At 68.9% G+C, this 25945-nt stretch carries 21 protein-coding genes; 10 read left to right on the plus strand and 11 right to left on the minus strand.

Annotated features, from left to right (window positions below; translation table 11 throughout):
• Positions 1 to 10: 10 nt before the first annotated feature.
• Complete coding sequence (locus tag LC452_RS12775; RefSeq protein WP_223625928.1) at positions 11 to 1816, plus strand: asparagine synthase-related protein; 1806 nt, start codon at positions 11 to 13, stop codon at positions 1814 to 1816.
• Here the strand turns inward: LC452_RS12775 and LC452_RS12780 are convergent.
• A complete protein-coding gene (locus LC452_RS12780) occupies positions 1800 to 2957 on the minus strand; it encodes a glycosyltransferase family 1 protein (protein WP_223625929.1) in 1158 nt (385 codons plus the stop codon). The two genes, LC452_RS12775 and LC452_RS12780, sit on opposite strands and share 17 nt — an antisense overlap.
• A gap of 164 nt (positions 2958 to 3121) precedes the next feature.
• Here LC452_RS12780 and LC452_RS12785 point away from each other — a divergent pair, with 164 nt between their 5' ends.
• From LC452_RS12785 to LC452_RS12800, 4 genes are read left to right on the plus strand one after another with little or no spacing between them, the layout of a single operon-like run.
• Positions 3122 to 4357 (plus strand): hypothetical protein, encoded by a 1236-nt coding sequence (locus LC452_RS12785; RefSeq protein WP_223625931.1) that lies wholly within the window; start codon positions 3122 to 3124, stop codon positions 4355 to 4357.
• Positions 4341 to 5516, plus strand: a complete 1176-nt coding sequence (locus tag LC452_RS12790; protein ID WP_223625932.1) for a glycosyltransferase — start codon at positions 4341 to 4343, stop codon at positions 5514 to 5516. Before LC452_RS12785 ends, LC452_RS12790 begins: the two co-directional genes overlap by 17 nt.
• 5 nt (positions 5517 to 5521) lie before the next feature.
• Positions 5522 to 6688: a glycosyltransferase family 4 protein gene (locus tag LC452_RS12795; RefSeq protein ID WP_223625934.1), complete on the plus strand. Its 1167-nt coding sequence runs from the start codon at positions 5522 to 5524 to the stop codon at positions 6686 to 6688.
• Position 6689: 1 nt separating this feature from the next.
• Complete coding sequence (locus tag LC452_RS12800) at positions 6690 to 7925, plus strand: glycosyltransferase (protein WP_223625936.1); 1236 nt, start codon at positions 6690 to 6692, stop codon at positions 7923 to 7925.
• Here the strand turns inward: LC452_RS12800 and LC452_RS12805 are convergent.
• A complete protein-coding gene (locus LC452_RS12805; protein ID WP_223625937.1) occupies positions 7902 to 9050 on the minus strand; it encodes an acyltransferase in 1149 nt (382 codons plus the stop codon). The genes LC452_RS12800 and LC452_RS12805 overlap by 24 nt on opposite strands.
• Positions 9051 to 9137: 87 nt before the next feature.
• Between LC452_RS12805 and LC452_RS12810 the strand changes: the two genes are divergently transcribed.
• Positions 9138 to 10220, plus strand: a complete 1083-nt coding sequence (locus LC452_RS12810; RefSeq protein WP_223625939.1) for a glycosyltransferase — start codon at positions 9138 to 9140, stop codon at positions 10218 to 10220.
• 28 nt (positions 10221 to 10248) lie between these two features.
• Here the strand turns inward: LC452_RS12810 and LC452_RS12815 are convergent, their stop codons facing one another.
• Genes LC452_RS12815 through LC452_RS12830 form a run of 4 tightly spaced genes read right to left on the minus strand, consistent with a single transcriptional unit; the run spans position 10249 to position 14746 of the window.
• Positions 10249 to 12042 (minus strand): ABC transporter ATP-binding protein, encoded by a 1794-nt coding sequence (locus tag LC452_RS12815; RefSeq protein ID WP_223625940.1) that lies wholly within the window; start codon positions 12040 to 12042, stop codon positions 10249 to 10251.
• Positions 12043 to 12054: 12 nt separating this feature from the next.
• Complete coding sequence (locus tag LC452_RS12820) at positions 12055 to 13041, minus strand: Gfo/Idh/MocA family protein (RefSeq protein WP_223625942.1); 987 nt, start codon at positions 13039 to 13041, stop codon at positions 12055 to 12057.
• The gene (locus LC452_RS12825) at positions 13041 to 14138 is read right to left on the minus strand and encodes a DegT/DnrJ/EryC1/StrS aminotransferase family protein (protein ID WP_223625944.1); all 1098 of its coding nucleotides are present in this window, start codon (positions 14136 to 14138) and stop codon (positions 13041 to 13043) included. The genes LC452_RS12820 and LC452_RS12825 overlap by 1 nt, the downstream gene beginning before the upstream one ends.
• Positions 14135 to 14746, minus strand: a complete 612-nt coding sequence (locus LC452_RS12830; RefSeq protein WP_223625946.1) for an acyltransferase — start codon at positions 14744 to 14746, stop codon at positions 14135 to 14137. Before LC452_RS12830 ends, LC452_RS12825 begins: the two co-directional genes overlap by 4 nt.
• Before the next feature lie 79 nt (positions 14747 to 14825).
• Between LC452_RS12830 and LC452_RS12835 the strand changes: the two genes are divergently transcribed.
• Positions 14826 to 15512, plus strand: coding sequence for a glycosyltransferase family 2 protein (locus LC452_RS12835; protein WP_223625947.1), 687 nt, complete (start codon positions 14826 to 14828; stop codon positions 15510 to 15512).
• A 4-nt stretch (positions 15513 to 15516) separates the two neighbouring features.
• The gene (locus LC452_RS12840; RefSeq protein WP_223625949.1) at positions 15517 to 15891 is read left to right on the plus strand and encodes a DUF2304 domain-containing protein; all 375 of its coding nucleotides are present in this window, start codon (positions 15517 to 15519) and stop codon (positions 15889 to 15891) included.
• Here the strand turns inward: LC452_RS12840 and LC452_RS12845 are convergent.
• The 5 genes from LC452_RS12845 to LC452_RS12865 form a co-directional block, all read right to left on the minus strand.
• Positions 15888 to 17846: a DUF6541 family protein gene (locus LC452_RS12845; protein ID WP_223625951.1), complete on the minus strand. Its 1959-nt coding sequence runs from the start codon at positions 17844 to 17846 to the stop codon at positions 15888 to 15890. The two genes, LC452_RS12840 and LC452_RS12845, sit on opposite strands and share 4 nt — an antisense overlap.
• A complete protein-coding gene (locus tag LC452_RS12850) occupies positions 17843 to 18580 on the minus strand; it encodes an ABC transporter ATP-binding protein (RefSeq protein ID WP_223625952.1) in 738 nt (245 codons plus the stop codon). The genes LC452_RS12845 and LC452_RS12850 overlap by 4 nt, the downstream gene beginning before the upstream one ends.
• Entirely contained in the window at positions 18577 to 19479 is a 903-nt protein-coding gene (locus LC452_RS12855; protein WP_223625954.1) for an ABC transporter permease, read from the minus strand. The genes LC452_RS12850 and LC452_RS12855 overlap by 4 nt, the downstream gene beginning before the upstream one ends.
• A gap of 118 nt (positions 19480 to 19597) precedes the next feature.
• Positions 19598 to 22063, minus strand: coding sequence for an FG-GAP-like repeat-containing protein (locus LC452_RS12860; protein WP_223625956.1), 2466 nt, complete (start codon positions 22061 to 22063; stop codon positions 19598 to 19600).
• Positions 22064 to 22163: 100 nt separating this feature from the next.
• Positions 22164 to 23237, minus strand: a complete 1074-nt coding sequence (locus LC452_RS12865; RefSeq protein ID WP_223625957.1) for a glycosyltransferase — start codon at positions 23235 to 23237, stop codon at positions 22164 to 22166.
• A gap of 122 nt (positions 23238 to 23359) precedes the next feature.
• Here LC452_RS12865 and LC452_RS12870 point away from each other — a divergent pair, with 122 nt between their 5' ends.
• On the plus strand, positions 23360 to 25123 hold the full coding sequence (locus LC452_RS12870; protein ID WP_223625959.1) for a DUF4012 domain-containing protein: 1764 nt from the start codon (positions 23360 to 23362) through the stop codon (positions 25121 to 25123).
• A 143-nt stretch (positions 25124 to 25266) separates the two neighbouring features.
• On the plus strand, positions 25267 to 25848 hold the full coding sequence (locus LC452_RS12875; protein WP_223625961.1) for a hypothetical protein: 582 nt from the start codon (positions 25267 to 25269) through the stop codon (positions 25846 to 25848).
• The last annotated feature ends 97 nt before the right edge of the window (positions 25849 to 25945 follow it).

Genomic DNA, 25945 nt, shown 5'->3' on the forward strand with positions numbered 1-25945 from the left:
AGGAGTCACCATGTTCTTCGCAGTGAGCCTGCATCCGGCCGGGAGTTCGGATCGCGTCGATCGAGCAGCGCAGCTCCATGCGCGTCACCTCGCGGAGTCCGGGCGATTCGGCGACCTGGGGCGACGCGAGTTCGTCGGGGGGTCCTTGCACTGGGACGCGGGCTCCTCGCACGCCGACATCACCGACGCGCCCGACGGCAGCGGGTTCCTGCTCCGCGGCGGCTACGTCGCGGGCGATGACGGGTGGCGCGACGGCCGGCACGCGACGGAGGATCCTGACAACTGGGGAGAATTCGCCGCCATTCGCGTTCGTCCGACGACGGCCGGTTCACAGATCGACGTCTGGGCTGATCGCGCGGGCTCGTGGCCGCTGTACCACGGCACGGCGGGTCGCCACACGGTCATCTCCAACGACCCGCATTTCGTCGCGCTCGCCCTCGGCATCACGACGCTCAGCGCGCAGGGATCCTACGAGCTCCTGGCGTATCACCACGCCATCGGACGGGAGACGACGCTCAGCGGGGTCTACGCCCTCGTGGCCGGCGAAGCGCTGCAGGCCGAGACCGACGGCTCCGGGAGCCCCGGGGTCCGGCTTCTTCGTCGCTCGAGCATGCAGTACTCGCGTCCTGCGGCCAGTCCCGACGAGACCTACGAGGCCCTGCGCGACGCGGTCGCGCAGATCGGACCGCTGCACGATCCGGACCGCACGCTGACGCTTCAGATCTCCGGCGGACTCGACAGCAGGCTCACCCTCGGCGTTCTGGCGGAGGCCGGCCCGGACAGGCCGGAGGCGGTGACGCTCGACCTGTCGACGCCGGAGGAGCTCGAGGTCGCGCACCGCGTCGCCACGACGCTCGGATTCCCGCATCGGACGGCCCGACTCGACGAGATGTCGCTGCACGCGGCGCGGTCGGGATGGTCGCTCACCGGCGGTCAGGTCTCGGTGCACGCCGCCGCAGGCAACATCCTCGCCTACGAGGTGTCCGCCAAGGCGGCGAACGGCGACGTCACGCTGGTCGGCGCCTGGCCCGGCGACTGCCTCATCGGCTCGTACGTTCCCGTGATGCCGTTGATGGTCTCCCGCTTCTCACGCGGCTGGGCCCTGCGCGACTGGTCCGGCAAACGCGCACCGATCTGGCGCGCGCGCGGCGTGGCCGTCACGGGATCCCGCGCGAAGGGCATCGCGAAGACCGCCGACCGTTCCCTGCGCCGAAGCGTGCTGCGGTCGCCGGGTCGTTCAGCCGCGCAGGCGATCAGCGCGTGGGCGATGTTCGAACGTCAGCCGCGCTTCAGCTACGTCAGCCCGGCGATCCTCTCCCACGACGTGCTGGCGGTGACCCCGGTGCTGGCCGGGCCCTATCTGGACGCGCTCCTCACGTTGAGCCCCACCGACATCATCGCCAAGAACTACTACCGCCGGATGATCCACTCGCGCCTCGTCGCGCTGCGAGACGTGCCCAATGCGAACACCGGAGCACCGGTCAGCCCCGAGCCGGTGCTGCCTCCGCGCCTCCCCCGCACCCGCCCGGAGCTCTTCGGGCTCCTGCCGGCGTCGGTCCAGGAGTTCGTGCGTCGACTGAGGCCGGCCAACCACTACATCGGCAGGCCCGCGCCCACCGCGGAGACCGAGTTCTGGAACTCCCTGTTCACGGACGAAGGCGTCGAAGCACGCGTGGACCTGGACGGCGTCACCGTCGATGCCCGTGAGTCCGGGGACCTCCACGTCGGCAGCGTCGCGCTGGCGCTCTCCTGGTCGAGGAAGTACCTCGAAGACGCCGCCGCAGAGCTGGACGCCGCACCTACGCGGAGCGAGTGATCGCGCGCACGGCCGCCGCCCAGTTCTCGACCTGCGCCTCGGCGGAGAGTGCCTCTGCGTGAGTCTGCGCCGCGGCCTTGAACCCGTCGACGGCCTCGGCCGAGAGCCCGTTCACCGCGGTGAGGATGCTCGACTCGGTGAAGTCCGCGGTGACGATACCGAGGCCGCGCTCCGTCACGATGCCGGCCATCTCGATCGACGGCCCGACGATGATGCCGAGTCTCGCCTGCACGAAGTCGAAGAACTTGTTCGGCAGCGCGAGCGCGTTGTTCTCGCTGGTCGGCGGCAGCACATGGATCCCCACGTCGTAGCCGTGGAGCGCGTCGATCAGGTCCGCCTGCGACACCGGCTCGTGCACGGTGATCCGCGGCCCGAGCTCCCCGGCGAGAGCGACCAGGTGCTCGCGATCGGTGGGCGGGTTGTAGGTCAGGTAGAGGTCGAGGCTGACGTCCGCCGATGACTGGGCGACCGCCCGCATGATCTCGGCCAGACCGCGCTCTCGGAACGGATTGCCGCTGTGCACGAGTCGGATGGTGGCCCCGGTCGGGGTGGGTGCGAAATCCCGGAGGGGTGTCGCGTTGGTCACCACGCCGGCGTCGAGGCCGTACTCGCCATAGCGCTTCGCGATCTCGCGGCCGACGGTCGTGGACGACCGTACGCGCGACGCGAACCGCGTGATGAGCCAGGTCCAGTACCGGCGCTGTCGCTGACCCAGCTTCGTGTCGTCGACGGGAAGCCCCGGGAAGAACTCGTGGAGGTCGGCGTGGACGCGATCGGCCCCCGCGACCGAGATCGCCGCGCCCAAGGTCTCGGCATCGTTCGCGATGACCGCATCGAACCGGCGCCCGTTCAGGAGGCGCCTCGTCTGCTGCACGAGCGGCACATGATCGTACGTCCAGCGAAACCATTCCCGCTCGCGGGCGATGTCGTCGATGAGGTTGCCCCACCGCCCTCTCGGGCGGACATCATCCGGATCGAGGGAGATGTGCTCGACGCGGGGATCAGGGGACGCACCGGGCGAGCACGTCGTGACCTCGTACTCGTCGGCGAGTCGGCGCACCTGCTTGATGACGCGCGGATCGATGTCGATCGCGTCGTACGAGAGGATGAGGACGGTCGGCCGCGCCGACGACGTCACCACGACGTCACGATCCGGCGAGCTGCGGGGCGGTCGTCGACGGTTGCGATCCGGGCACTCATGCGCACCAGTCTAGGACGCCGCGGCGGCGGCTCCCGGGAGGACGCAGCTCGGTCTCGGTAGACTGAGGGGATGACCGCTGCCCGTTCCACGATCGCTCCGCGCTCGTGAACCGCAATCGTCTGCCTGGCTGGATCAACTCCGTCGTCGACCGGATCGCGGACGCGCCGATGAGTCCGATCGGCCGGCTCGCCGCACGCCGCCTGGGCGCCGCCGCGCCTGCGGGCGTCGTTCCCGTGACGCAGTTCGAGGACAAGCCGATCCGGGTGCTGATCGCTCCGGTGAACTATTCCGGACAGGGGCGCGCATGGGCGCGGGCGCTGGAAGCCGCCGACGCGTCGATCTCGGCGCGCAACATGGCCGTCGATGTGCCCGGCGGGTTCTCCTTCGATGCGGACCTGGTCGTTCCCGTCGGGACCTATCACAACGGAACGGAATGGCAGGATCGCCAGTTGGCCGCTGCGAGTCGCGCCACGCACGTGCTGATCGAGGCAGAGGAGCCGCCGTTCGGACGGATGCTCTCCCGCTCGGTCGTCGCCCAGGCTGCGGCACTGGTGGAGCGCGGCGTGGACGTCGCCTACCTCGCCCATGGCACGGACGTGCGGCTCCCCTCTCGGCACATGTCCGACAACCCGTGGTCGCACTACGGCGATCCCGCGCTGTACGCACCGAGGGCGGAGATCCTCGCCGCACGGAACATCCGCCTGCTCGAGGAGAGCGGCCGACCGCTCTTCGTCTCCACACCCGACCTCCTGGACTACCTGCCCTCCGCGAGCTGGTGCCCCGTCGTCGTCGACCCGGCTCGCTGGGCGACGGAACGCCCGCACCGCCCCGACGGTCCCCTGCGGGTCGCTCATGTGCCCTCGGTGTCGACGGTGAAGGGCACGCAGCTCATCCTTCCCGCGCTCGAGAAGCTCGATCAGGAGGGCATCATCGACCTCCGGCTCGTGCAGGGCGTCCCGAGCGCGGAGATGCCTGCCGTGTTCGCCGCGGCCGAAGTGGTGGTGGACCAGGTGCGCATCGGCTCGTACGGCGTCGCGGCCTGCGAGGCGCTGGCCGCGGGATGCATCGTGGTGGGCCACGTCTCCGAGCGCGTGCGCACGGAGGTGGAGCGCCGCACCGGTCGGGTGCTTCCGGTGGTCGAGAGCGATCCGACCGGCATCGAGGCGGCTCTCCGCTCCCTCGCCGCTCTGCCGGACCGATCCGAGCTCATCGTCGCCGGCGTCGACTTCGTGCGCCACGTCCACGACGGACGCCTGGCCGCCGCGGTGCTGCGGGACGACTGGATCACGCCTCGGGCCAGAACCGACCAGGAAGGCGAAGCACATGCATCCCGCGATTGAACGGATCTGGAAGCTGATCCCGAAGTCCGTGCAGGACTTCATCGCCGCTGGAGTCGACCGGGCGAAGGGCGTCGTCCCTCCGCCGCCGCCTCATCCCGACGTGACCCGGCGCCATCGCGTGCTCATCGGCCCGGTGAACTATGCCGGTCAGGGCTACCGGTGGTCTCGGGCGATGGAGGAAGGCGGAGACGTCTCGGCCAGGAACTTCGTCCACGCCGAGAACAACGTCCTGCAGTACCGCGCGGACTACGTCGTACCGTGGCGGACATCGGAGCACTCACGCGCGTGGCAGCGCGCCATGGCCGACACCATCGCCGCGGAGTACACCCACGTGCTCATCGAGGCCTGCGTGCCGGTGCTGGGCGGCATGTTCTCCGGCGATCTGCGACGCCAGGTGGCCCTGATGCAAGCCGGCGGCGCACGGATCGGCATCATCGGACACGGTACGGATGTGCGCCTGCCGTCGACGCACCTGCAGTCGACGCCGTGGTCCCACTTCGTCGACAGCGACGAATGGGTGGCCGCGGAGCGGGTCGAGACCGTCGTCGCGGAGAACCTGCGGGTGATCGCCGAACTCGGACTGCCGACGTTCGTGTCCACGGCCGGGCTCCTCATCGACCTCCCCGACGCGCACTTCCTCGGCGTCGTCATCGAGCCGGACAAGTGGGCGAATGACGCACCCGTGCTGGAACGCGACCGGCTGAAGGTCATCCATGCTCCGACGAATCCTCATGTCAAGGGCACTCCCCTCATCGTGCCGGCGGCGCAGCGGCTTCATGACGAGGGTCTCATCGAGTTCGTCCAGCTCGACCGCACTCCGAACGAGGAGATGCCGGCCGTGCTCGCGTCCGCCGACATCGTCGTGGATCAGTTCCGCGTCGGCGACTACGGTGTGGCGGCGTGCGAGACGATGGCCGCCGGCCGTCTGGTTCTGGCCCACGTGACGGACCAGGTGCGTACCGAGGTGGAGAGCCACGCCGCCATGCCGCTGCCCGTCGTGGAGGCGAACCCTGACGACATCGAGGCCGTGCTGCGGGACATCGTCGCACGTCGCGACCACTATCGCGCGATCGCCGAGTCCGGCCCCGCCTTCGTCCGTCGGCTCCACGACGGAACCTTCTCGCGCGACGTGCTCGTCAAGCACTTCCTGACGGTCTGATCTCCATGCTCGTCACCATCGTCTCGCGCATCTACCGACCGGAGCCCTCTGCCGCGTCGCTGTTCCTCGGCGCGATCGCGGACGAGCTGACGGGCCGCGGCAACGACGTCGTCGTCCTGACGGCCCGACTGCCGAAGCGGATGAAGGCTCCGCGGTACGCGGAGACGGTGCGCACGTTCCCCGTCGTCCGCGATCGTCAGGGGTATGTGCGCGGTTACATCCCGTACCTGAGCTTCGACATCCCACTGGCGTTCCGGATGCTCTTCATGCGGCGCCCGGATGTCGTGTTCATGGAGCCCCCTCCCACCACCGGCGTCGTCGTCCGCGTCGTGTGCGCCCTGCGCCGGATCCCGTACGTCTACGACGCCGCGGATGTGTGGTCGGATGCCGCCGATCAGGCGACGAACTCCGCCCTCGTCATCCGCGTGCTCCGCGCCATGGAGGGCTTCGGGATGCGCGGGGCCGAGCGCCTCGTCACCATCTCGCAGGGGGTCGTGACGCGCGCACGTGCGCTCGGTGTCCGCCGGAAGATCGCGGTGACGGGATTCGGTGCCGACACGGGCGCGTTCGCCCCCGATCCCGCCGTACCGGTGCGGCCTCTCTTCGTCTACGCCGGCAGCTATTCGCCATGGCACGGGGCTGAGGCACTGGTCGACGCGTTCGGGATCTTCTCGGCAGATCACCCCGGTTACACGCTACGTTTCATCGGCAACGGCAGCGAGCGCGAGCTCATCGAGGAGCGGGCGGGCGCTGCCGGAGTCGCCGACGCCATCGAGTTCATCCCGGCGATGCCGGCCGAGGAGCTTCTCCCGCACCTGAACGAAGCCGTCGCGAGCATGGCGACACTGCGTCCGAACACCGGCTACGACTACGCCTTCACGACCAAGGCCTACTCCTCCCTCGCCGCGGGCTGCCCTGTGCTGTTCGCCGGTCCCGGACCGACCGCGCCGTTCCTCCGCGAGGCGAACCGTCACGTGCGCGCCGGGATCGCGTGCGAGTACGACGTGTCGCAGATCGCCATCGCGATGGCGCAGCTCGCCGCCGACCCGTCCAGTGCCGAGGAGAGGGTCGCGCTCGGACGTTGGACGGCCGAAGAGCACTCGCTCTCCGCGGTCGCGCGTCGCGTGGTCGACAACATCGAGTCCGCGGCCGCGCGGTCCGAGGAGGACTGACATGGCCGGACTGCATGACCTCGCCGGATGGCTGGTCCGCCGTCGGTCGTCGCTGCCGGGCTGGATGGCTCGCATCATCGATGCCCCGGCGCGCCACCCCGACGGACTCATCGGCCGACTCGCCTATCGGATCCTCGGGTCGAGCGGCGCCCCGAACACGCAGGTGCCGGACTCCGTCATCCGTGTCTACATCGCACCGACCAACTACTCCGGTCAGGGCTTCCTCTGGGCTCGGGCGCTCGAACGCGCCCAGAGCGACGTGGGGGCACGCAACATGGCCGTGGACATCCCCGGCGGATTCGCCTTCCGCGCGGACACGACGGTGCCGATCGCCGTCAACAGCGCCTCAGCCGAGTGGCAGCGTGCCGAGTGGGAAGCGGTGCAGCGCTTCACCCACGTCCTCATCGAGGCCGAGCGCCCGATCTTCGGCGGGCTCTTCGGGCGTAGCGTGCTCTCCGAGGTCGAGGCGCTCGAAGCCGCCGGACTGTCGGTCGCGTTCCTCAGCCACGGCACCGACATCCGCAGCCCGCGGTCGCACGCCGCCCTGACCCCCTGGTCGCCGTATCCCGAGGATCCGCGCACCGACACGCTCCAGTCCGACGCCGACGCGAACGCCGACCTCCTCGAGACGCTCCGGCGCCCGACGTTCGTCTCCACGCCCGACCTCCTCCTCGACATCCCGTGGGCCCGCTGGTGCCCTGTCGTCGTGGACGTCGCGCGGTTCGCCAGCGACCGCCCGGTCCTCTCCGAGCAGACCGCCCGTGTCATCCACGTCTCCAGCTCTCCGGTGCAGAAGGGCAGCCATCACATCGAGCCCGCTCTGCGCTCCCTGATCGATGCGCAGACCATCGGATACGAGCTCGTGTCGGGCGTGAGTTCCGACAGCATGCCCGGCGTCATCGGCGGCGCCGACATCGTGCTGGACCAGTTCCGGATCGGTTCCTACGGCGTCGCGGCGTGCGAGGCCATGGCGGCGGGGCGGATCGTCGTCGGTCACGTCCTCCCGCAGGTGCGGGAACACATCCTCGCCGAGACAGGGCTGGCCCTGCCGATCGTCGAGGCCACGCCCGACACCCTGCACGCCGTCGTCAGCGGGCTGCTCGCCGACCGTGACGGCGCACGAGAGATCGCCGCACGCGGGCCCGCCTACGTCGAAGCGGTGCATTCCGGCGCGCGCAGCGCCGCAGTCCTCCTGGACGGCTGGATCACCCGTTCAGGCGACGCCGACGGGAACTGACCTCTTCGCATCGCGCTTGTCCTTCCAGCGGCGCATCCGCCGCTCGAGCGGACGCTCGACGAACGAGTGCAGAGCCCAGGCGGCGACGATGCAGACGGCCAGCAGGACGACGTACCAGATGAGGTTCGTCCACGAGGGCGGCTGCAGCCCGAACAACCGCAGAGCCGTGTAGATGACGGTCGCGTGGATGAGATAGAACGCGAACGACCATTCGCCGAGCTTCACCTGGATGCGGGTGTCGAAGAAGACACGTCGTCCCCGCAGCGAGGCGGAGGCGAGAGCGACGATGGCGATCGCGCATCCGACGGTGAACAGCTCGTTCGCGAACGTCCCGACGTATCCGATCAGAGGGATGACCCCGTTCAGACGGGTGCTGAGGAGTATGGCGAGGATCGCGGCCGCCATCGCGCCGACGCCGACGAAGGGGTGGATGCGCGGACGCCAGCCGTTGCGCATGGCCCAGGCCAGCGCCATGCCCAGGACGAACTCGGGCAGACGCTGCACCGGCAGAGGAACGAGCGGCAGCCAGGATTCCGGCGCCAGCGCGACGCCCAACCGGTACACGAAGGCGTAGAGCACGACACCCGCCGCGAGGAGGAGCGCTCCGCGCTTCGCCATCGGCACGAGCACGCGCGAGATCCACGGGTGCAGGGCGTAGAAGAACGCCTCGCAGGTCAGCGTCCAGGCGGCCGGGTTGCCCGAGAACAGGATCAGCGGGTTCGACCACCAGGCCTGGAGCAGCACGACCGACAGCGCCAGGATGGCGAGGTCGAACGGCTTCAGGAAGCTTCCCTCGGGGACCGCCGCGAACGTGTAGAAGACCGGGATGGCGAGGATGAGCGCCACCATGTGCGACGGCCAGATGCGCGCGAACCGCCGCCAGTAGAACGTCGAGGTCGACACCGCGGGCCGGGCGGACCACGTGAGCACGAACCCCGAGAGCACGAAGAAGAACGTCACCCCGAAGTACCCGTACGAGAACACCTGCGCCAGCACTCCCGGCACCGGAGCGAAGACGAGCATGTGATAGAAGAAGACGAGGAACGCCGCCCACCACCGGAGTCCGGTCAGTGCGTCGAGTCGCTGTGTCGGCTCGGCGAGGACGTTTCGGGAGGGCAGCGACATCTGTCTCGGTTCCGGTATCGGGGGCGGTCGATAACCCAGGATACCCGGCGGCTCGGCGGCACCCCGTCGCGCCGTAGAATTCCAGTGATGAGCACCCCGCAGATCGACGTCGTGATTCCTGTCCACTCCGCCACGCGTCCCGTGGATCGCGCGGTGAAGTCCGTCCTCGACGGCACCTCGACCGCAGTCCGCGTCAGCGTCGTCGCGCACAACATCGATCCGTCGGTGATCGAGGCGAACCTCGGATCGCTGATGTCCGACGACCGCGTGCGGCTGCTGCCCTTCGAGGACGGCATCCGCTCCCCGGCCGGACCCATGAACCACGGCCTCGACCAGGCGACCGCCCCGCTCATCGCCGTCATGGGGTCGGACGACGAACTCGCTCCCGGCGCGATCGACTCGTGGGTGCGCCTCCAGTCCGAGACCGGCGCGTCGACCGTGCTCGCGCGCATCCGGATCGTCGGACGCGGGAGCGATCCGTACCCTCCCGTGCGCAACGGACGACGGCAGCGGGCGCTCGACGCGCGGAAGGATCGTCTGGCTTACCGGTCCGCGCCGCTCGGCGTCGTCGATCGGGAGCGCTTCGCGGATCTGCGCTTCACCGAGGGCCTGCCCTCCGGTGAGGATCTCGCCTACACCGCGACGCTCTGGTTCACCGGCGCGCACATCGCCTACGACATGGCCGGACCCGCCTACCTCGTGCACGACGACGCCGACGACCGCGTCACATTCTCGAGCAGGGAGGTGGCGGCCGACTTCGCGTTCCTCGACGCGATCGAGGCGACGCCCTGGTATCCCTCGCTGGGTCGCGCCGACCGTCAGGCGCTGGCGATCAAGGTCCTCCGCGTGCACGTATTCGACGCCGTTCTCGCCCGGGTGAACGCACCGGAGGGCCTGGAAGCGCACCGACGAGACCTCATCGCCGTGATCGACCGCCTCGAGCGGATGGCGCCGGGAGTGCTGCGACTCCTCGCACGGGTCGACCGCCAGGTCCTCGACGAGCTCCAGGAAGCCACGCCGGACCCGGCGCGCATCCTCCACCTGCTCGATGCGCGCTGGAACTATCGCACCGTCGGCGCGCTCACGCCCAGGAATCCGTTGCTCGCCCTGCACCGGCAGGCACCGTTCCGCACGCTCTTCGCGGGACTGCGCTCGATGAACGCCGGCTGAGACCGGGACGCCTCCGTCGAGGTCGCTCTCAGTCGAGGTCGCGGGCGAGTCCTGCGAGAACGACCTGCTCGGCGAAGTCCGGAAGCATCGACGCGACCTCGAGGAAAGTCCCGGATGCCGCGATCACACCCTCGTCGACGTAGCAGATCCGGTCGTAGTCCTTGATCGTCGACAGACGGTGGGCGACCGAGATCAGCGTCACCTCGCCCTGCAGGGCCCGGATCGACTTCGTCACCTCGTCCTCGGTCTTCGTGTCGAGCGAACTCGTCGCCTCATCGAGCACGAGCACCAGCGGATCGGTGTACAGCGCACGCGCGATACCCAGGCGCTGCTGCTGCCCGCCCGACAGGGACACGCCCCGCTCGCCGATGCGCTCGTGGATGCCGCCGGCGCGAGAGCGGATGAGCGGACCGAGCTGCGCACGCTCGAGCGCGTTCAGGACCCGCTCCTCGTCGACCTCCTCGGTCCACGTCAACGCCACGTTCTGTGCGATGCTGCCGTCGAACAGGGCGACACGCTGCGGCACGTAGCCGACACGTCCTCGCCACTGCTTGAGGACCGAGTTGAGCGGCGCGCCGTCGATCGAGATCAGGCCCCGCGACGCCTGGCTCAGGCCGAGGAGGAGGTCGATCAGGGTCGACTTGCCCGCACCCGACGGTCCGACGATGCCGAGCGAGCTTCCCAGCGGGATGTCCAGCGACATCCCGCGGATGACGTCTTCCGACGCGCTCGGGTAGCGGAAGCGGACGTCGTCGAGCCGCAGCTCGCGCGGGCTCTCCGCGAGGACGGCCGTGTCCTCAGGGGTCGAGGACGACTCCATGTCCTTCTCGGCCGACATGAGGTCGCCGATCACGTCGAGCGCCGCCGGGGTGCTCGCCACAGCCTGGACGATGCCACCCTGGATGCCGGTGATCGCGGGGATGAGACGGAAGCCGGTCGCGGCGAACAGCGCGACCGATGACAGGGCTGCGGTGATGCCGCCCTGCCAGAAGGCGAATCCGCCGATCAGGATGACACCGCCGATCAGAGCCGCCTCGAAGGCGAAGCCAGGGATGATGCCCAGGAACCCTCCGTTGGCACGTGCGCGCACCGAACGACTGCGGTTCGTCGCGACGAGGTCGGAGACCTCGGACAGACGGTTGCGCAGACTCAGCTCCTTGAGCGCCTCCATCATCTCCGTCATCAGGATCGCGACGCGGTAGCTGTAGGTGAGGTTCACCTGCGCGGCCTCGAGCGACCGCTTGGTGACGACCTGGTGCACGATGAGGGCGACGAGGCCCAGGTACCCGAACGCGATGACCGCGGTCAGCGGATCGGCCACGAGCAGCACCGCGATGATCAGGACGAACGTGAAGATCATGCTCGGAACCCGCATCAGGGGAAGAAGGAACCCGGCCATGGTGTTCGCGATACCGGCATCGGCGATACGGGTGATCTCGGCGACGGAGCGCTTCGACCGCTCCTCCCAGCTCGAGTTGATGTAGGCCTTGAACATCCGATCGCCGATCTCCAGCTCGTACCTGGCGAAGCGGCGGGTGGCGAACCAGTGCAGCGTGACGGAGAGCACCGACTTGATGATGATGAGCACGCAGGCGCCGAGCGCGAGCAGCGGGAGCGACTCCGTCGGCACCTCGCCGATGATCGGCAGCGACAGGGTGCCACCCGACAACGCCGGCCCGATGATGAGTGCCAGCAGAGACATCGCGACGACGTCGAGCGCAGTGATCGCGGTGGTCGCGACCATGTACCCGGCGAAGTATCGTCTCGCGCCCTCCGGCAGCAGGGGCAGGAGGTCTCTCAGGACCGGCCAGATTCTCTTCATACGCTCCGCTGCTCAGAAAGTGGTCGACACGCCGGTGGCGGCCGAGGTGACCGCGCCTTCGACGACGGCGAGGGTGTGCAGACCCTGCTCCATCGTCACGAGATCGCTCGGCTTGCCCAGCACCGCGTCGCGGAACGCCTCATGCTCGACCTTGAGCGGCTCGCGCTTGGCGTAGGAGTACCGGGTGATGTCACCTTCCGACACACCGCGGAACGAGGAGATCGTGTCCCACTCGAGGGGGATCGTGCCGTTCGCGTAGAACGTCAGGTCGCCCGTGGAGGTGTCGGCGATGAACGTGCCGCGCTCTCCGGTGACGACCGTGACACGCTCCTTCATCGGCGAGAGCCAGTTCACGAGGTGGTTGACGATGACGCCGTTCGCCAGGCGACCGGTCACGGTGATCATGTCCTCGAACTCGCGGCCGCTGCGGTGAGCGGTCTGCGCGAAGACGGTCTTGTACTCGCTCTGGGCGACCCAGCTCGTCAGGTCGATGTCGTGGGACGCGAGGTCCTTGGCGACACCGACGTCGGCGATGCGGGCGGGGAACGTGCTCTGGCGACGCGTGGCGATCTGGAAGACATCACCGAGTTCGCCCGCCTCGAGGCGGCGGCGCATCTCCTGTAGAGCAGGGTTGAAGCGCTCGACGTGGCCCACGGCTCCGACGAGTCCGCGCGAGGCGAACGCGTCGGTCATCCGGCGACCGGCCTCGACGTTGTGCGCGATCGGCTTCTCGACGAGCGTGTGCACACCGGCGTCGGCGAGCTTGAGCGCGGCGTCCTCGTGGAAGCGCGTCGGCACGGCGACGACGGCGATGTCGATTCCGGCGGCGATGAGCGCATCGATGTCGGGGAGGACCTCGAGGCCGCCCGCGACGCCATGGGGGTCTCCCCCCGGGTCGGCGATCGCGACGAGGTCGACGCCGTCGACGTCGCGCAGCACACGGGCGTGGTGACGCCCCATCATCCCGACGCCGAGCAGACCGGCCCGCAGGTTGCCCATCAGGCGCCCGCTCCGGCGACGGCGTTGACGGCCGCGACGATGCGCTCGAGGTCGTCCTGGCTGAGCGACGGGTGCACGGGGAGCGAGGCGACCTCGCGGGCGGCGCGCTCGGTCTCGGGCAGGTCGAGCCCCGGGGCGAAGTGCGTCAGCGAGGGGAGGCGGTGGTTCGGGATCGGATAGTAGACACCGGCCCCGACGTTGTGCTCGCTCTTCAGCGCCGCGACGAAGCCGTCGCGGTCTTCGGGCACGCGGATCGTGTACTGGTGGTACACGTGCACGGCGCCGTCGGCGACCGGGGGCACGACGACACCCTGGAGGTTCGCGTCGAGGAACGCCGCGTTCGCCTGGCGGGTCTTGGTCCAGGCGTCGACCTTGGTGAGCTGCACGCGCCCGATGGCGGCGTGGATGTCGGTCATGCGGGCATTGAACCCGATGACCTCGTTCTCGTACTGGCGCTCCATGCCCTGGTTGCGCAGCAGCTTCACCTGGCGGGCGATCTCGTCGGTCGCCGTCGTGACCATGCCGCCCTCGCCGCTGGTCATGTTCTTCGTCGGGTAGAGGCTGAACATCGCGAACTCGCCGAACGAGCCGACGGGGCGGCCGTCGAGCGAAGCGCCGTGCGCCTGCGCCGCGTCTTCGTAGAGCGCGACCCCGCGCTCGGCGGCGAGCTTCTCGAGCTCGCGCATCCGCGCCGGGTGGCCGTACAGGTGCACAGGGAGGATGCCCTTGGTCTTCGGGGTGATCGCCGCGGCGACCGCCTCGGGGTCGAGCGAGAACGTGTCGGGCTCGATGTCGACGAACACCGGCGTACCGCCGGTGAGCGCGACCGAGTTGCCGGTCGCCGCGAAGGTGAACGACGGGACGATGACCTCATCGCCCGCGCCGACGCCGGCCGCGAGCAGACCGAGGTGGAGCCCGGCGGTGCCGGAGTTCACGGCCACCGAGGGGCGACCGGGAACGAAATGCGCGGAGAACTCGCTCTCGAATGCCGCGACCTCCGGACCCTGCGCGATCATGCCGCTGCGCATCACGCGGTCGACAGCAGCGCGCTCTTCGTCTCCGATGATCGGCTTTGCGGGGGGAATGAACTCGCTCACACGGTCTCCTTGATCAGTGTTCCGTCAGTCTCGATGTAGTGCGCGCCCGTGGAGGGGCACACCCAGGTCTTGTCGTCGTCGCCGGCGACGAGCGGCACGCCCGACTCGCCGACCCAGCCGATGCGGCGGGCGGGAACTCCGGCGACGAGTGCGTACGCCGGCACGTCCTTGACCACCACGGCCCCGGCGGCGACCGTGGCCCAGGCACCGATCGTGACGGGAGCGACACAGGTCGCGCGCGCGCCGATGGCGGCACCGCGTTCGATCGTCACGCCGACGGGCTCCCAGTCGTGCGCGCTCTTGATCGTGCCGTCGGCGTTGATCGCACGCGGATAGGTGTCGTTGGTGAGCACCACGGCGGGGCCGATGAACACGCCGTCGCCGAGCTTCGCGGGCTCGTACACGAGGGCGTAGTTCTGCACCTTGCAGTTGTCGCCCAGGACGACACCCGTTCCGATGTACGCGCCGCGGCCCACGATGCAGTTCTCACCGAGCTGCGCGTCTTCGCGCACCTGCGCCAGATGCCAGATGGAGCTGCCTGCTCCGATCTTCGCCTCAGGGGACACATCGGCCGAATCGACGATCCGGACATCGGTCGGTGAGGGCATACGGGTTCTCCTCGTGGGTGAAGAAGGGGACTCGGTCATCCTATCTGTTCACCCACTCGTTTCCTGAGAGGATAGGAGGGTGATCAACCCAGCCAGCCCCGATCCGCATACCTGGGTCGTCGTCCCGCTGTTCAACGAGGCGACTGTGATCTCGGGGGTGATCGCGACCCTGCTCCCCCATTTCCCGAACGTCGTCTGCATCGACGACGGCTCGACCGACGGCTCTCTGGAAGAGGCGCGGGCGGCCGGTGCGCACATCGTGGAGCACCCGATCAACCTCGGTCAGGGCGCCGCCCTGCAGACCGGTATCGACTACGCCCTCGCCCAGCCGGGGTGCGAGTACATCGTGACCTTCGACGCCGACGGCCAGCACCGTGTCGACGACGCGATCGCCATGGTCGCCGCGGCGCGCGAGTCGGGGGCGGCGATCGTCTTCGGGTCGCGCTTCCTCGACGACCGCACCAATCCCGGGTGGATGAAGCGCGTGATCCTCAAGACCGCGGTCTGGGTGACGAACCTCACCACGAGCGTCAAGCTCACCGATGCGCACAACGGTCTGCGCGTCATCCGCGCCGACGCCGCGAGCCAGATCCAGCTGCAGCAGGATCGGATGGCGCACGCCACCGAGATCGTGCTCCAGCTGGGCCACACCGGACTCCCCTGGATCGAGCATCCGGTCGAGCTCCTGTACACCGACTATTCGAAGTCGAAGGGTCAGTCGGTGCTCAACTCCGTCAACATCCTCGTCGACCTGATCGTGAGGTAACGCCATGTGGATCCAGATCGTCCTCATCGTCGGTGTCGTCGCCATCGGCGCCGTCTTCATGCGTCGCACCGGCGCCGACAGCCATCTCGCCATCCGCCGCCTGCTCTTCGGCGTGTTCGTGCTCGTCGCGATCGTGTCGATCCTCTTCCCGCAGTGGCTCACGTGGGTGGCCAACCTCGTCGGCGTCGGCCGAGGCACCGACCTGCTGCTCTACGCGCTCGTGCTGATGTTCCTCGTTTTCGTGTACACGCAGTCGCGGCGCAACGCCGCGCAGCAGCGTCGGCTGACTCTGCTGGCGCGCAAGCTGGCCCTGCTGCAGGCGTCCAGCCCGTCGGAACAGCCCGATGGATCGGATGCCGGTCAGCCGGAGAACCGCTAGTCGCAGGCGGTGATCCGCCAGAGACTGGCCTCGCCCTCGCGCGCCACCTCGGTGAACCCGGCCTGCCCCTCGAAGCCCGTCATCCCGGGCATCAGGTACTCGCCGGGACCCGTGCCGCCGATGCCGAAGTCGAGCACGTACTCGGGCGCGCCGTACGCGGCGAGGGCGTCGCAGACCGCAGGATCCTCATCGGCGTCGCGCATCGCGGAGGCGAGCGTGTCCCATGCCTGCGACTGCGGCGGGGACCAGGTGCGCGGGATGATGTCCCGGTCTCCCAGCACGTAGGCGAACGCGGCACCGGTCGACGGGTTCGCGATGATCACGGCATCTTCGGGGATGAGCTCCGGGAGCTGCCGGAGGAGCGCGTACTCGTCGGACGAGAGGTAGCTCTCGGCATCCATGGCATAGCGCGACTGCTCGTCCGTGTCGGCCGCCACGCGCAGCAGGATGACGGGGGCGACGACGACGCCGATGACGCCGACCGCGGCTGTGACGAGCATCGCCAGGCCGGTGAGGGGCCGTCGGCCCAGGGCCGCAACCGTCGACCATCGGCGCGCGATCGCGCGGATGAGGGCGGCGAGCCCGATGGCCGCCAGCGGCACGACGACGAGAGGCACGATGGACGCGAGGCGGAAGGAGTCGCCGTACCAGGGACCGGTGAGCACGCGTTTGATCACAGGGAGGTCGGTCGCCACACTGACGACGTAGAGCACCGAGATCCCGGCCCAGGCGACGATCAGCCACCGCAGACGCGGCTCGCGGATCGCGACCACGATGCCCACGATCAGCAGCGCGCTCATCCCCCACGCCGCCGGGAGCAGAGAATGGCTGTTCAGCACGACGTCGAGCAACGCGCCCGGCACGCCGCGGTAGGACCGCCACAGCACGCTCCCGGCGAGATACGCAAGCGCGAGCCAGACGACGAGGACCGCCGCCCATCCGCCGAGCAGGACCACCAGTGAGCGCCGGCGGAAGAGACGGTCGCTCGCGCGATAGCGATGCAGGACGATCGCGGTGAGCCACAGCATCACCAGCACGCCCCAGACGAGGACCGACGACGGCTGCGCGAGCGTCGTGCCCGCGACGGCGAGCACGGCGGCGACGCCGAAGCCGACCGCGCGGTGGAGCTTCTCGCCGGGGGCTGCACCCATCCAGGTGCGGAGCAGGTTGATCGTGAGCGCCGCGGCGGCCGGCACCACGGCAAGGGACAGCGCGTACGGGTACAGCACGCCCCACTCGAACATCAGCTGCGGGAACGCGAGCAGCCCGGCCGACAGCGCGGCCGCCAATGCGGTGACCGTACGGTCGCCGCGGCTCGCCACCTGCGCGAACAGCGCGATCGCCAGCGGCCACATCACCGCGGCGATCACGAGCGACACCATGTTGGCGGCGACGGGGATCTGTGCGACATCGACGGCGACGAGCGACGCGACGGCATGCCAGGCCGCGGGATAGAACGACGTGCCGCCGATGAGGCCGGACACGTCGAGCGAGGATGCGCTGCCGGTCTCCGCGATCCAGCGCAAGGCGTTCAGATGGAAGACGGCGTCGTTCGTCTGCGAGATCGCGCTCGGCAGGCCCACATACGTCATCAGGCGCGCGGCGTTCAGGCCGCCGCCGATGATCAGTCCCGCCGCCAGCAGCAGGTTCGCCCTGCGGTCACGTCGAGTCGGCAGCGAGACCCAGCGGCCACGGCCGGCGAGCAGCGAGAGCCCGTACAGCAGCGCGCCCACGATCGCGACGCCGATGGCCACGCTCAGATGTCCCCAGCGGATGCCGAGGAACGCGTACACGATCGCCAGCACCGACAGGAGCCCGACCGAGATCCCCGGAGCAGCCGCCCACAGCACGAGGCCGCGCAGACGGAGGATCAGGCCGATCAGCAGACCCGGCACGAACACCACGGCCAGGGTCAGGGCGAAGAGCCCCGATTGCGCCAGCCAGTCGGTGATCATTCGTCGACCAGCGCGATCGCGCCCTCGATCTCACCGTCGTAGACGACCTCGCCCTTGTTGATCACCACGCCTCTGGTGCAGAGCTCGCGGACCATCTCCATGTCGTGGCTGACCACGACGAGCGTCTTCTTCTGCTCGATCAGCTCAGCGAACTTGAGGCGGCACTTCTCGCGGAACGGCGCATCGCCGACCGACAGGATCTCGTCGACGAGGAGCACGTCGAGCTCCACGTGGATCGCCACGGAGAAGGCGAGCCGCATGAACATGCCCGAGGAGTAGTGCTTGACCTCCTGATCGATGAACTGCTCGATCTCGCTGAAGGCGACGATCTCGTCGTAGCGCTCCTCGACCTCCTTGCGCTGCATCCCCAGGATGGCCGCGTTGAGGAACACGTTCTCTCGCCCGGAGAGCTCCGGGTGGAAGCCGGCACCGACCTCGATGAGACCCGCGACCCGACCGCGCGTGAGCACCTCGCCGTCATCCGGCTCCATGACCCCCGAGATCAGCTTGAGGAGGGTGGACTTGCCCGAGCCGTTCAGGCCGAGGATCGCGACCGACTCGCCCTCATTGATGACGAGGTCGAGACCTTTGAGCGCCTCGAACGTGCTGCTCGTCTTGCGACGGCGGATCCATGCCACGACGGTGTCCTTGAAGGAGAGCGCGTGGTTGAGGGTGAACTTCTTGCGCACGCCGTCGACGACGATGCTGGGGCGCGAAGCGGTTGCAGTGCTCATAGGTCCTGTGCGAACTTTCCCTCGAGACGGCGGAAGACGAGCTGGCCGAGCAGCAGCGTGACCACGGCGATCAGGAACGTCCAGAGCGAGTTCCAGGCGAGGTCGGGCGGCAGGGCCAGCGTGGTGTCCGTGACCGGACGCCAGAAGGCGTAGTGGAACAGCTCGACACCCTGGGTGATCGGGTTGAGCAGGTAGAGGTTGACGAGCCAGTCCGGCCATCCGAGCTTGTCCATCGCGTCCTGCACCATCGTCCAGGCGTAGAGCACGGGCGACGCCCACGTCGCGAGGAGAAGCAGCAGCTCGACGATGTTCTCCGCATCGCGGAACCGCACGTTTAGCGCGCCGAAGAACAGCCCGATGCCGAGCGCGAACAGCGACACGATGATCATCGCGGCCAGTGCGGCGAGCACGCCGAGGATCGAGACGCTCGGTATCCAGCCCAGGAACAGGCAGACGACCAGCAGCAGCGCGAGCTGCGGGAGGAAGTGGATGAAGGCCACGAGGACCGACGACACGGCGAAGAGCTGCCGAGGAAGGAACACCTTGCGCACGAGCGGCGCGTTGTTCACGATCGAGGTCGTGGCGTTCTTGAAGGCCTCGGAGAAGAGGTTGATGACCACGATGCCGGAGAACAGGTACACCGGGTAGTTCGGGATGTCGCGGTTCAGGTTCAGGAAGAGCCCGAGCACGACCCAGAACACGAGGAACTGCGCTCCGGGTCGGACGTAGGACCACGTCCAGCCGAGCACCGAGTTGCGGTATCGGGTCGTGACGCCCGTCCGCACCAGCAGGTACAGGAGATAACGCCAGCGCACGACATCGATGAGCCCCCGGCTGGTGCCGGGGGTATCGAACTCGGAACGCGGGACGACGGCGAAAAGATCTCGGGTATCTGTCACTGGCCCACTCATTCAGCTGCGGTGGCGGTCGCCACGACGCATCCCAGTATTCTATGGCACCCCTGGAAACGGGCCGAGGACACCCCGGAGGGTGCCCTCGCGCCGCGCAGGAGGCCGCTCAGAAGAGCTGCTTCATGATCTGCCAGCCGGCGTTGATGCGAGGCTGATCGCCTCGCCACGAGCCCCGTCCGTCACCGCGGTAGAGGTACATGTCGCCGTTGGCGGCGATCCCGAGAACATCGACGCGGCGGTCTCCGTCGATGTCTCCCATGCTGAAGACGAACGACATGCCGGCCCAGCCCTGTCCGATGGGCCGAGCGTTGCCCCAGTTTCCGTCGCCGGTCGTGGAGTAGAGCATCAGCACTCCACCGCTCGTGCGACCCATGAGGTCGGCCGCGCCGTCGCCGTCGAAGTCGCCGACGCTGAAGAGATCGGTGAAGCCCGCCCAGCCGCCCTGGCCGATCATGAGACCGGATCCGGTCGTCCAGCCGCCCTTGCCGTTGCCGCGGTACAGGAGGAGGTCGCCCTTGGAATCCACGGCGAGCACGTCGGGGAGACGGTTGCCGTCGAAGTCGATGTTGCCGGCGACCCGCAGGAATCCTCCCCAGCCGCTTCCGATGACGACACGCGCACCGAAGCCGCCGCCGGCGATGCCGGGATGCAGGTAGAACACACCCGCCGCATCGATCTGGCCGATGTCGTTGAACCCGTCGCCGTTGAAGTCGCCCATCGGGATCACTCGGTCGGTCGCGGCCCACGTGCCCGGGACACGGAGCACGCCGCCCCAGTTGCCGTCGCGCTTCAGGCCGTACACGCGCAGCTCGTTCGACGTCGTGAGGCCGACGAGGTCGCCGCCGGGCACGCCGTCGAGGTTGCCGGCACCTGCCGGAAGGGCACGAGGCGCCGCGACAGCGGGACCTGATGCGGACGCGTTGAAGCCCTGCCACCCCATCCCGATCGCGATCGCCGAGCTCATGGCCCCGCCACCCGCGCCGGGATACAGGCGGAGGGTTCCTGCACCGTCGACCGCGAGCAGGTCGGGCCTGCCGTCGCCGTTGAAGTCTCCGGAGTTGAAGATGTCCGTGAAGCCCTGCCAGCCGTTTCCGATCTGCTTGGAGCCCTTCCACGATCCGTTCCCGTCGCCCGAGTAGACATAGAGGCGACCCGCACCGTCGCGGGCGACGAGGTCGGCGCGGCCGTCCCCGTCGAAGTCGCCGTTGCCGGTGATCAGGTTCATCGCGGACCAGCCGGAGCCGACGACGCGCGGAGCGACGAAGCCACCGCGGTCATTGCCGCTCCAGAGCATGAGTCGTCCCGCCGAGTCCGTCGTGAACAGATCGGGGATGCCGTCGCCGTCGAAGTCGCCGGCCGGTGTGGCGAGCACGACGCCGGACCAGTCGCCCGCCAGTGCCGTCTGTGCGCCGAGAGTCGTGGAGCCGTTGCTCCGCACGACCTGCGCGGCACCGGAGGTCTTGATCGCGACGAAGTCGCGGTGGCCGTCGCCGTCGAGGTCGCCGACGCCGAAGAACTTCTTGAGCCCGGTCAGTCCGGTGCCCACCTTGACCCGATCGCCCCACGCGCCGTTGAGGAACGGATATCCCCAGGCCTCCCCCGCCGAGTCGACGCCGAGCACGTAAGAGCTCATGTCGATCGACGAGAGCGTCGGCAGCATCGAGGTCGGGACCTGCGTGGAGCCGAACCAGTCGGTGAAGTAGTTGTAGAAGTTCCGGTTGCCGTGGGCGGAGCATCCGTCGCCCTCGCCGTACCCTGCCGCCATCGCGGCAGCGTTGGGCTGGTAGGGGGTGTAGTAGTACAGCGCCGAGGTCGCCTTGTTCGCGACGTACACGGGTGCCGAGCCGCACGCGGTGTTGGGGTTGAAGAGGATGTTCCAGGTCCTGCCGGGTGCGTACCACTGGAACCACTTGCCCTCCATGTAGATCTGCATCTGGCGCGCGGCGCCGTAGATCTGATGGAAGAAGCCGACGTACTGCGGGTCGCACGGCGCGGTGTCGGGGCAGCCCTGTCCGAGTGCGATGTTGAAACGCCCGGGGTTCGGCGAGTTGCTGGTGACCAGGCTCTGCTCCTTCTGGAGCATCACGATGAGCACCTGCGGGTTGATGTTGCAGGCCTGCGCCGCGCGGTAGATGACACGTGCGGCCGATTCGTTCGCGGCGCCGGTGTATCCGGAGCAGTAGGCGTCGGCGGGCCGGGTCACCGTCGTGATCGTGAAGTCCTTGAGGCACACGATGGGGCGGCCCTGGGAATCCGTGCCGCCGAGGCAGCGCGACACCTTGCTGTTGAAGAACGCCTGGATCTGCGCCTCGGACATCGAGTTCTTGTTGGTGAACACGGCATCGCTGATGATGTTGCCCGCGTTGAAACCGGCGAGCGTGGTCTTGGCGATGCCTGTCGCGGCGGGGGTGCCGGACACGCGGGCGAGGCTGGCGCCGGACGCGGAAACGGATGCCGTGGCGGCGGTCGCGGGGACGACCGTGCCGACGATCAGGGCGGAGGCAGCGAGGAAACAGGTGAGGAGTCGGGTGATCCTCAGGGTGTTTCGCGAGCGTGGGGCACGTCGAGACATGTGACCAGTGTGACGGAAGTTGCAGGATGATGCCACTGTTACTGAGAATTCGCTGTATGAAGTGCGCGTGTTGCGCGGACGCCCAGAGGGTTTTCAGCCATCAGAGGTCGGCGTGCAGCCCCCACACACGCTCCGCCGAGCTCGCCCAGGAGAACGCGCGCGAGCGGTCGGCGGCGAGCACGCGCAGGCGTGCTCCGGCTGCTCGCGATGCCTCGGCGACGGCATCCGGCAGGTCGGTCTCCGACACCAGCATTCCGCCGTCCGCGACGACATCGTGGTGCGAACCACTGTCGACCGCGATCACGGGAACTCCGACCGTCATCGCCTCCACGGCACGCCACGGCCAGCCGGCCACAGGACTCGTGGCGACGAAAGCGGCGGCGCCGGCGAGCACGGCCGCGCGGTCCTCCGGTGACAGCGTGCCGCGGACATGCGCGCGCCGCTCCGGGAGGCCGGTGATGGAGGCCAGCTCGGAGAGACGGGGCTCCGATCCCTCCGACGCATCCAGGACCACGGCGTCGAGACCGGCGGCGACCGCGCCGCGGAATCCCGCCTCGAGCGATGCCGCGGTGCCCGTGAGCACCACGTACTCCGAGGGGATCGATAACGCCGCGCGGCGCGCGTCGGCGTCACGGGGCGCGGCGAAACCGCGAGGCGGGGCTCCGGCGATGACCCGCACCCGGTCGCCGACCCTGGCCAACTCCGACAGCCGCTCGGCGACGGCGTGCGACGGCACCACGACGGCGTCCGCGTGCTTCACCGCTCGCTTGAGCATGGCGCGCTGCCATCCCGCCGCGCTCTTCGACAGCAGCTCCGGGGCATCCCACGCCTGCAGATCCCAGACGGTGACGGTCGTCTGGTCGTTGTCGTGCACCCGATCGTGGCGCACCAGCGGAGCCATCAGGCTCGGCGAATGGATCAGGCCTCCGCCGACGCCCGGCGCGATGCCCATCTGCCAGGCGGCAGCGAGCTCACGACGACCGAGATTGAGCGTGCGGACGTCGGAGACGCCGGTCACCGTGACCTCGGCACCGGCCGGCACGATGGCGTCGACGGTGCAGCCGGAAGGCGCTGTCGCAACGAGTCCGATCGTGAGGTCCACGGCCGCCGCCGCGTGGTCGGCGTCGACGACATGCACGAGCTGATCCAGAACCACACGCAGCCGAGCACCCATGGGATCAGGCTATCCTCGCGGTGCCCTTCCCCTGCGGAGCCTCGCCCCGGCGCCGCACGAATATCAGGGTTCCCACAGCATCCGATCTCCGGCTCGCCCGCTGTTCATGCTTGAATGCTCACGTGAGCGACGGTCGACTTCCCCGGCGGCGCCGATGGGTCGGTTGGACCGTCGGCATCGTCCTGACGCTGCTCGTCATCCTGATCGGCTGGGTCACGGTCCGCGGGATCGGCGCGGTGAGCGACCTGCAACAGGTCGCCGCGGGTGCGTCGCAGCTCAAGACGGCGATCGCGGAAGGCGACCTCGACGGCGCCGAGCCGATCGCGAAGAGCATCGCCGGGAACGCCCGCTCGGCGCACGACCTCACGTCCGACCCGGTCTGGCAGGCTTTCGGCGTCATCCCCTGGCTCGGGCCGAACTTCCGTGCGGTGAGCGATGTCGCCGAGATCGCCGATGACGTGTCCGCCGACGCTCTCACTCCGCTCCTCGGCGTCGCGGCCGACTTCGATCTGGCCAGCCTCGGCTTCACGGGCGGCGCGATCGACCTCGCCCCCTTCGCCGAGATCGAGAAGCCCCTCGGCACGGCCAGCGCCGCCCTCACCTCGGCAGAGCAGCGTGCCCAGCAGATCGACGCCGATGCCACGCTTCCGCCTCTCGCCGACGCGGTGCGGGAGCTGCGCTCCTCCGTCACCGAAGCGGCGACCGTGGTCGGATCGCTGCACGGCGCCTCGGTGCTGCTGCCGACCATGCTCGGCGGCGACGGTCCGCGCAACTACGTGCTGGCGATGCAGAACAATGCCGAGGTGCGCTCATCCGGCGGGATCATCGGTTCCATCGCGCTGCTGCACGCCGAAGGCGGCCGGATCACGCTGGGCCTGCAAGCGTCGACCACGGACTTCCCCGCGCTCGACACGGCCCTCCCCCTCAGCGAGTCCACGATCGCGCTGTTCGAGGACCGCCCGGGACGCTACCTGCAGAACATCACCAGCATCCCGGACTTCTCCGAAGCGGGTGCGACGATCGCGGCGCGCTGGCAGGGCCGGTTCGGCGGCGAGATCGACGGCGTGATCGCCGTCGACGCCGTGGTGGCGCAGCACCTGATGGCCGCCACCGGAGATCTGACGTTCGGCCCGTTCACGGCGACGCCCGAGACGGTGATCAGCATCCTCCTCTCCGAGATCTACGCCGCCATCCCCGATCCGGCCGTTCAGGACGACGTCTTCGCGCAGGCGGCGAGCGGTCTCTTCGCCGCTGCGCTCTCCGGCGGCGACCCGAAGGCTCTGATCGGCGCTCTGGCCGAATCGGCGGGCGAGGGCCGCATCCGCATCTGGAGCGCGCACGAGGACGAGGAGGCGGTGCTCGCCGGCTCCGCCCTCGGCGGCACCATCCCCGAGGACAGCGCCGATGCGACCTACGTCGGGGTGCTCATGAACGACGCCACCGGCGCGAAGATGGACTATTACACGCGCGCCTCGATCACCACGGCCGTCGGCACCTGCCAAGGCAAGGCGACGACGCAGGTGCGGGTGACCTGGACGAACACCGCGCCGGCGGATGCGGCGACATCGCTGCCGCCGTACGTCACCGGCGACGGTGTCTACGGGGTCGCCCCGGGATCGGTCGGCACCCTGATCGCCGTATACGGCCCGGAGGGATCCACACCGTCGCACATCGACCGCGACGGCGCCGAGGAGGGCGTGCAGACGACCACGCTCGGAGACCGCTCGGTGGTGCAGCACGACGTCCTGCTCGCCCCCGGAGAGTCGACGACGATCACGGTGGAATTCCAGGGTGAGGGCGCCGGCGAGCGGCTCACCGACGCTCTTGTCACGCCGCTGATCGAGGCTCCGAAGATCTCTCGGGAAGAACTGCGCTGCGGTTCGTGACTTTCGCCGGTGAATAGGCTACTGTCGACTCACTGGGGAATATCTGGGCTCTGTCTTCCTGCCGTGGGGGCAGGATGAGCTCACGCAGTCGAATGCAGGGGTGTATTCGGGTGCGATTCCGCGTGAAATTCTGGGGAGAAATCATGCTGAAGAAACTGGCTGCCATCAGCCTTGCCGCTGGCGCGCTGGTATTCATCGCGCCGACCGTTGCGACCGCCGCGCCTGCCGTGCCGGAAGCAGCGTCCGACTCCTACCCGTCGCCTCCTGGCGTGAAGGTCGATGACCCGATCATCGACATCTGCGAGGTCTCGACCATCGTCTTCGGTTCCGGCTACTTCCTGCCGTCCGAGAACGTGAACGTATCGGTGTCGGGTCTGAACGCCGGAAACTCGGCGGTCTCGGGCAACACCGCGGGCGCCGACGGCAGCCTGACGCTGACGTTCCGTCCGCCGTCCGACGGTGAGGGCTCGTACGCCATCGCGTTCGGCGGCTCGCGTTCCTACACCGCCACCGTCACGGTCTCGCACGGACACGACGCCGCCGTGAGCTGCGACCACGATCCCGCGGTCGCACCCGCAGGTTCCGAGCTGCCGCTCACCGGCGGCACCGAGCTGGCTCTCACCGGCGGAAGCGTCTCGCCGTGGATCCTCGGAGGCGGAGCAGTCGCTCTCGTCGCCGGCGGAGCTCTTGTCGCGACTGGTGCGGCTCGCCGCAAGCGCGCCTGAGTCTGGCCACCGCCTCGTGCGGTGGTCGGCTGGACGACGGTGATCCCTCCCCCTCCGATCACCGTCGTCTGGCGAATCCGGTGGCCGCACCGGAAGC

This window comes from Microbacterium sp. EST19A (assembly GCF_019969685.1).
Lineage (GTDB): Bacteria > Actinomycetota > Actinomycetes > Actinomycetales > Microbacteriaceae > Microbacterium.

Coding starts and splice junctions, on each gene's coding strand:
- LC452_RS12775 (WP_223625928.1), top strand. CDS start 11: ATGTTCTTCGCAGTGAGCCTGCATCCGGCCGGGAGTTCGGATCGCGTC.
- LC452_RS12845 (WP_223625951.1), bottom strand. CDS start 17,846: ATGATCACCGACTGGCTGGCGCAATCGGGGCTCTTCGCCCTGACCCTG.
- LC452_RS12865 (WP_223625957.1), bottom strand. CDS start 23,237: ATGGGTGCTCGGCTGCGTGTGGTTCTGGATCAGCTCGTGCATGTCGTC.
- LC452_RS12875 (WP_223625961.1), top strand. CDS start 25,267: ATGCTGAAGAAACTGGCTGCCATCAGCCTTGCCGCTGGCGCGCTGGTA.
- LC452_RS12840 (WP_223625949.1), top strand. CDS start 15,517: ATGTGGATCCAGATCGTCCTCATCGTCGGTGTCGTCGCCATCGGCGCC.
- LC452_RS12830 (WP_223625946.1), bottom strand. CDS start 14,746: ATGCCCTCACCGACCGATGTCCGGATCGTCGATTCGGCCGATGTGTCC.
- LC452_RS12790 (WP_223625932.1), top strand. CDS start 4,341: ATGCATCCCGCGATTGAACGGATCTGGAAGCTGATCCCGAAGTCCGTG.
- LC452_RS12800 (WP_223625936.1), top strand. CDS start 6,690: ATGGCCGGACTGCATGACCTCGCCGGATGGCTGGTCCGCCGTCGGTCG.
- LC452_RS12795 (WP_223625934.1), top strand. CDS start 5,522: ATGCTCGTCACCATCGTCTCGCGCATCTACCGACCGGAGCCCTCTGCC.
- LC452_RS12810 (WP_223625939.1), top strand. CDS start 9,138: ATGAGCACCCCGCAGATCGACGTCGTGATTCCTGTCCACTCCGCCACG.
- LC452_RS12860 (WP_223625956.1), bottom strand. CDS start 22,063: ATGTCTCGACGTGCCCCACGCTCGCGAAACACCCTGAGGATCACCCGA.
- LC452_RS12850 (WP_223625952.1), bottom strand. CDS start 18,580: ATGAGCACTGCAACCGCTTCGCGCCCCAGCATCGTCGTCGACGGCGTG.
- LC452_RS12805 (WP_223625937.1), bottom strand. CDS start 9,050: ATGTCGCTGCCCTCCCGAAACGTCCTCGCCGAGCCGACACAGCGACTC.
- LC452_RS12815 (WP_223625940.1), bottom strand. CDS start 12,042: ATGAAGAGAATCTGGCCGGTCCTGAGAGACCTCCTGCCCCTGCTGCCG.
- LC452_RS12820 (WP_223625942.1), bottom strand. CDS start 13,041: ATGGGCAACCTGCGGGCCGGTCTGCTCGGCGTCGGGATGATGGGGCGT.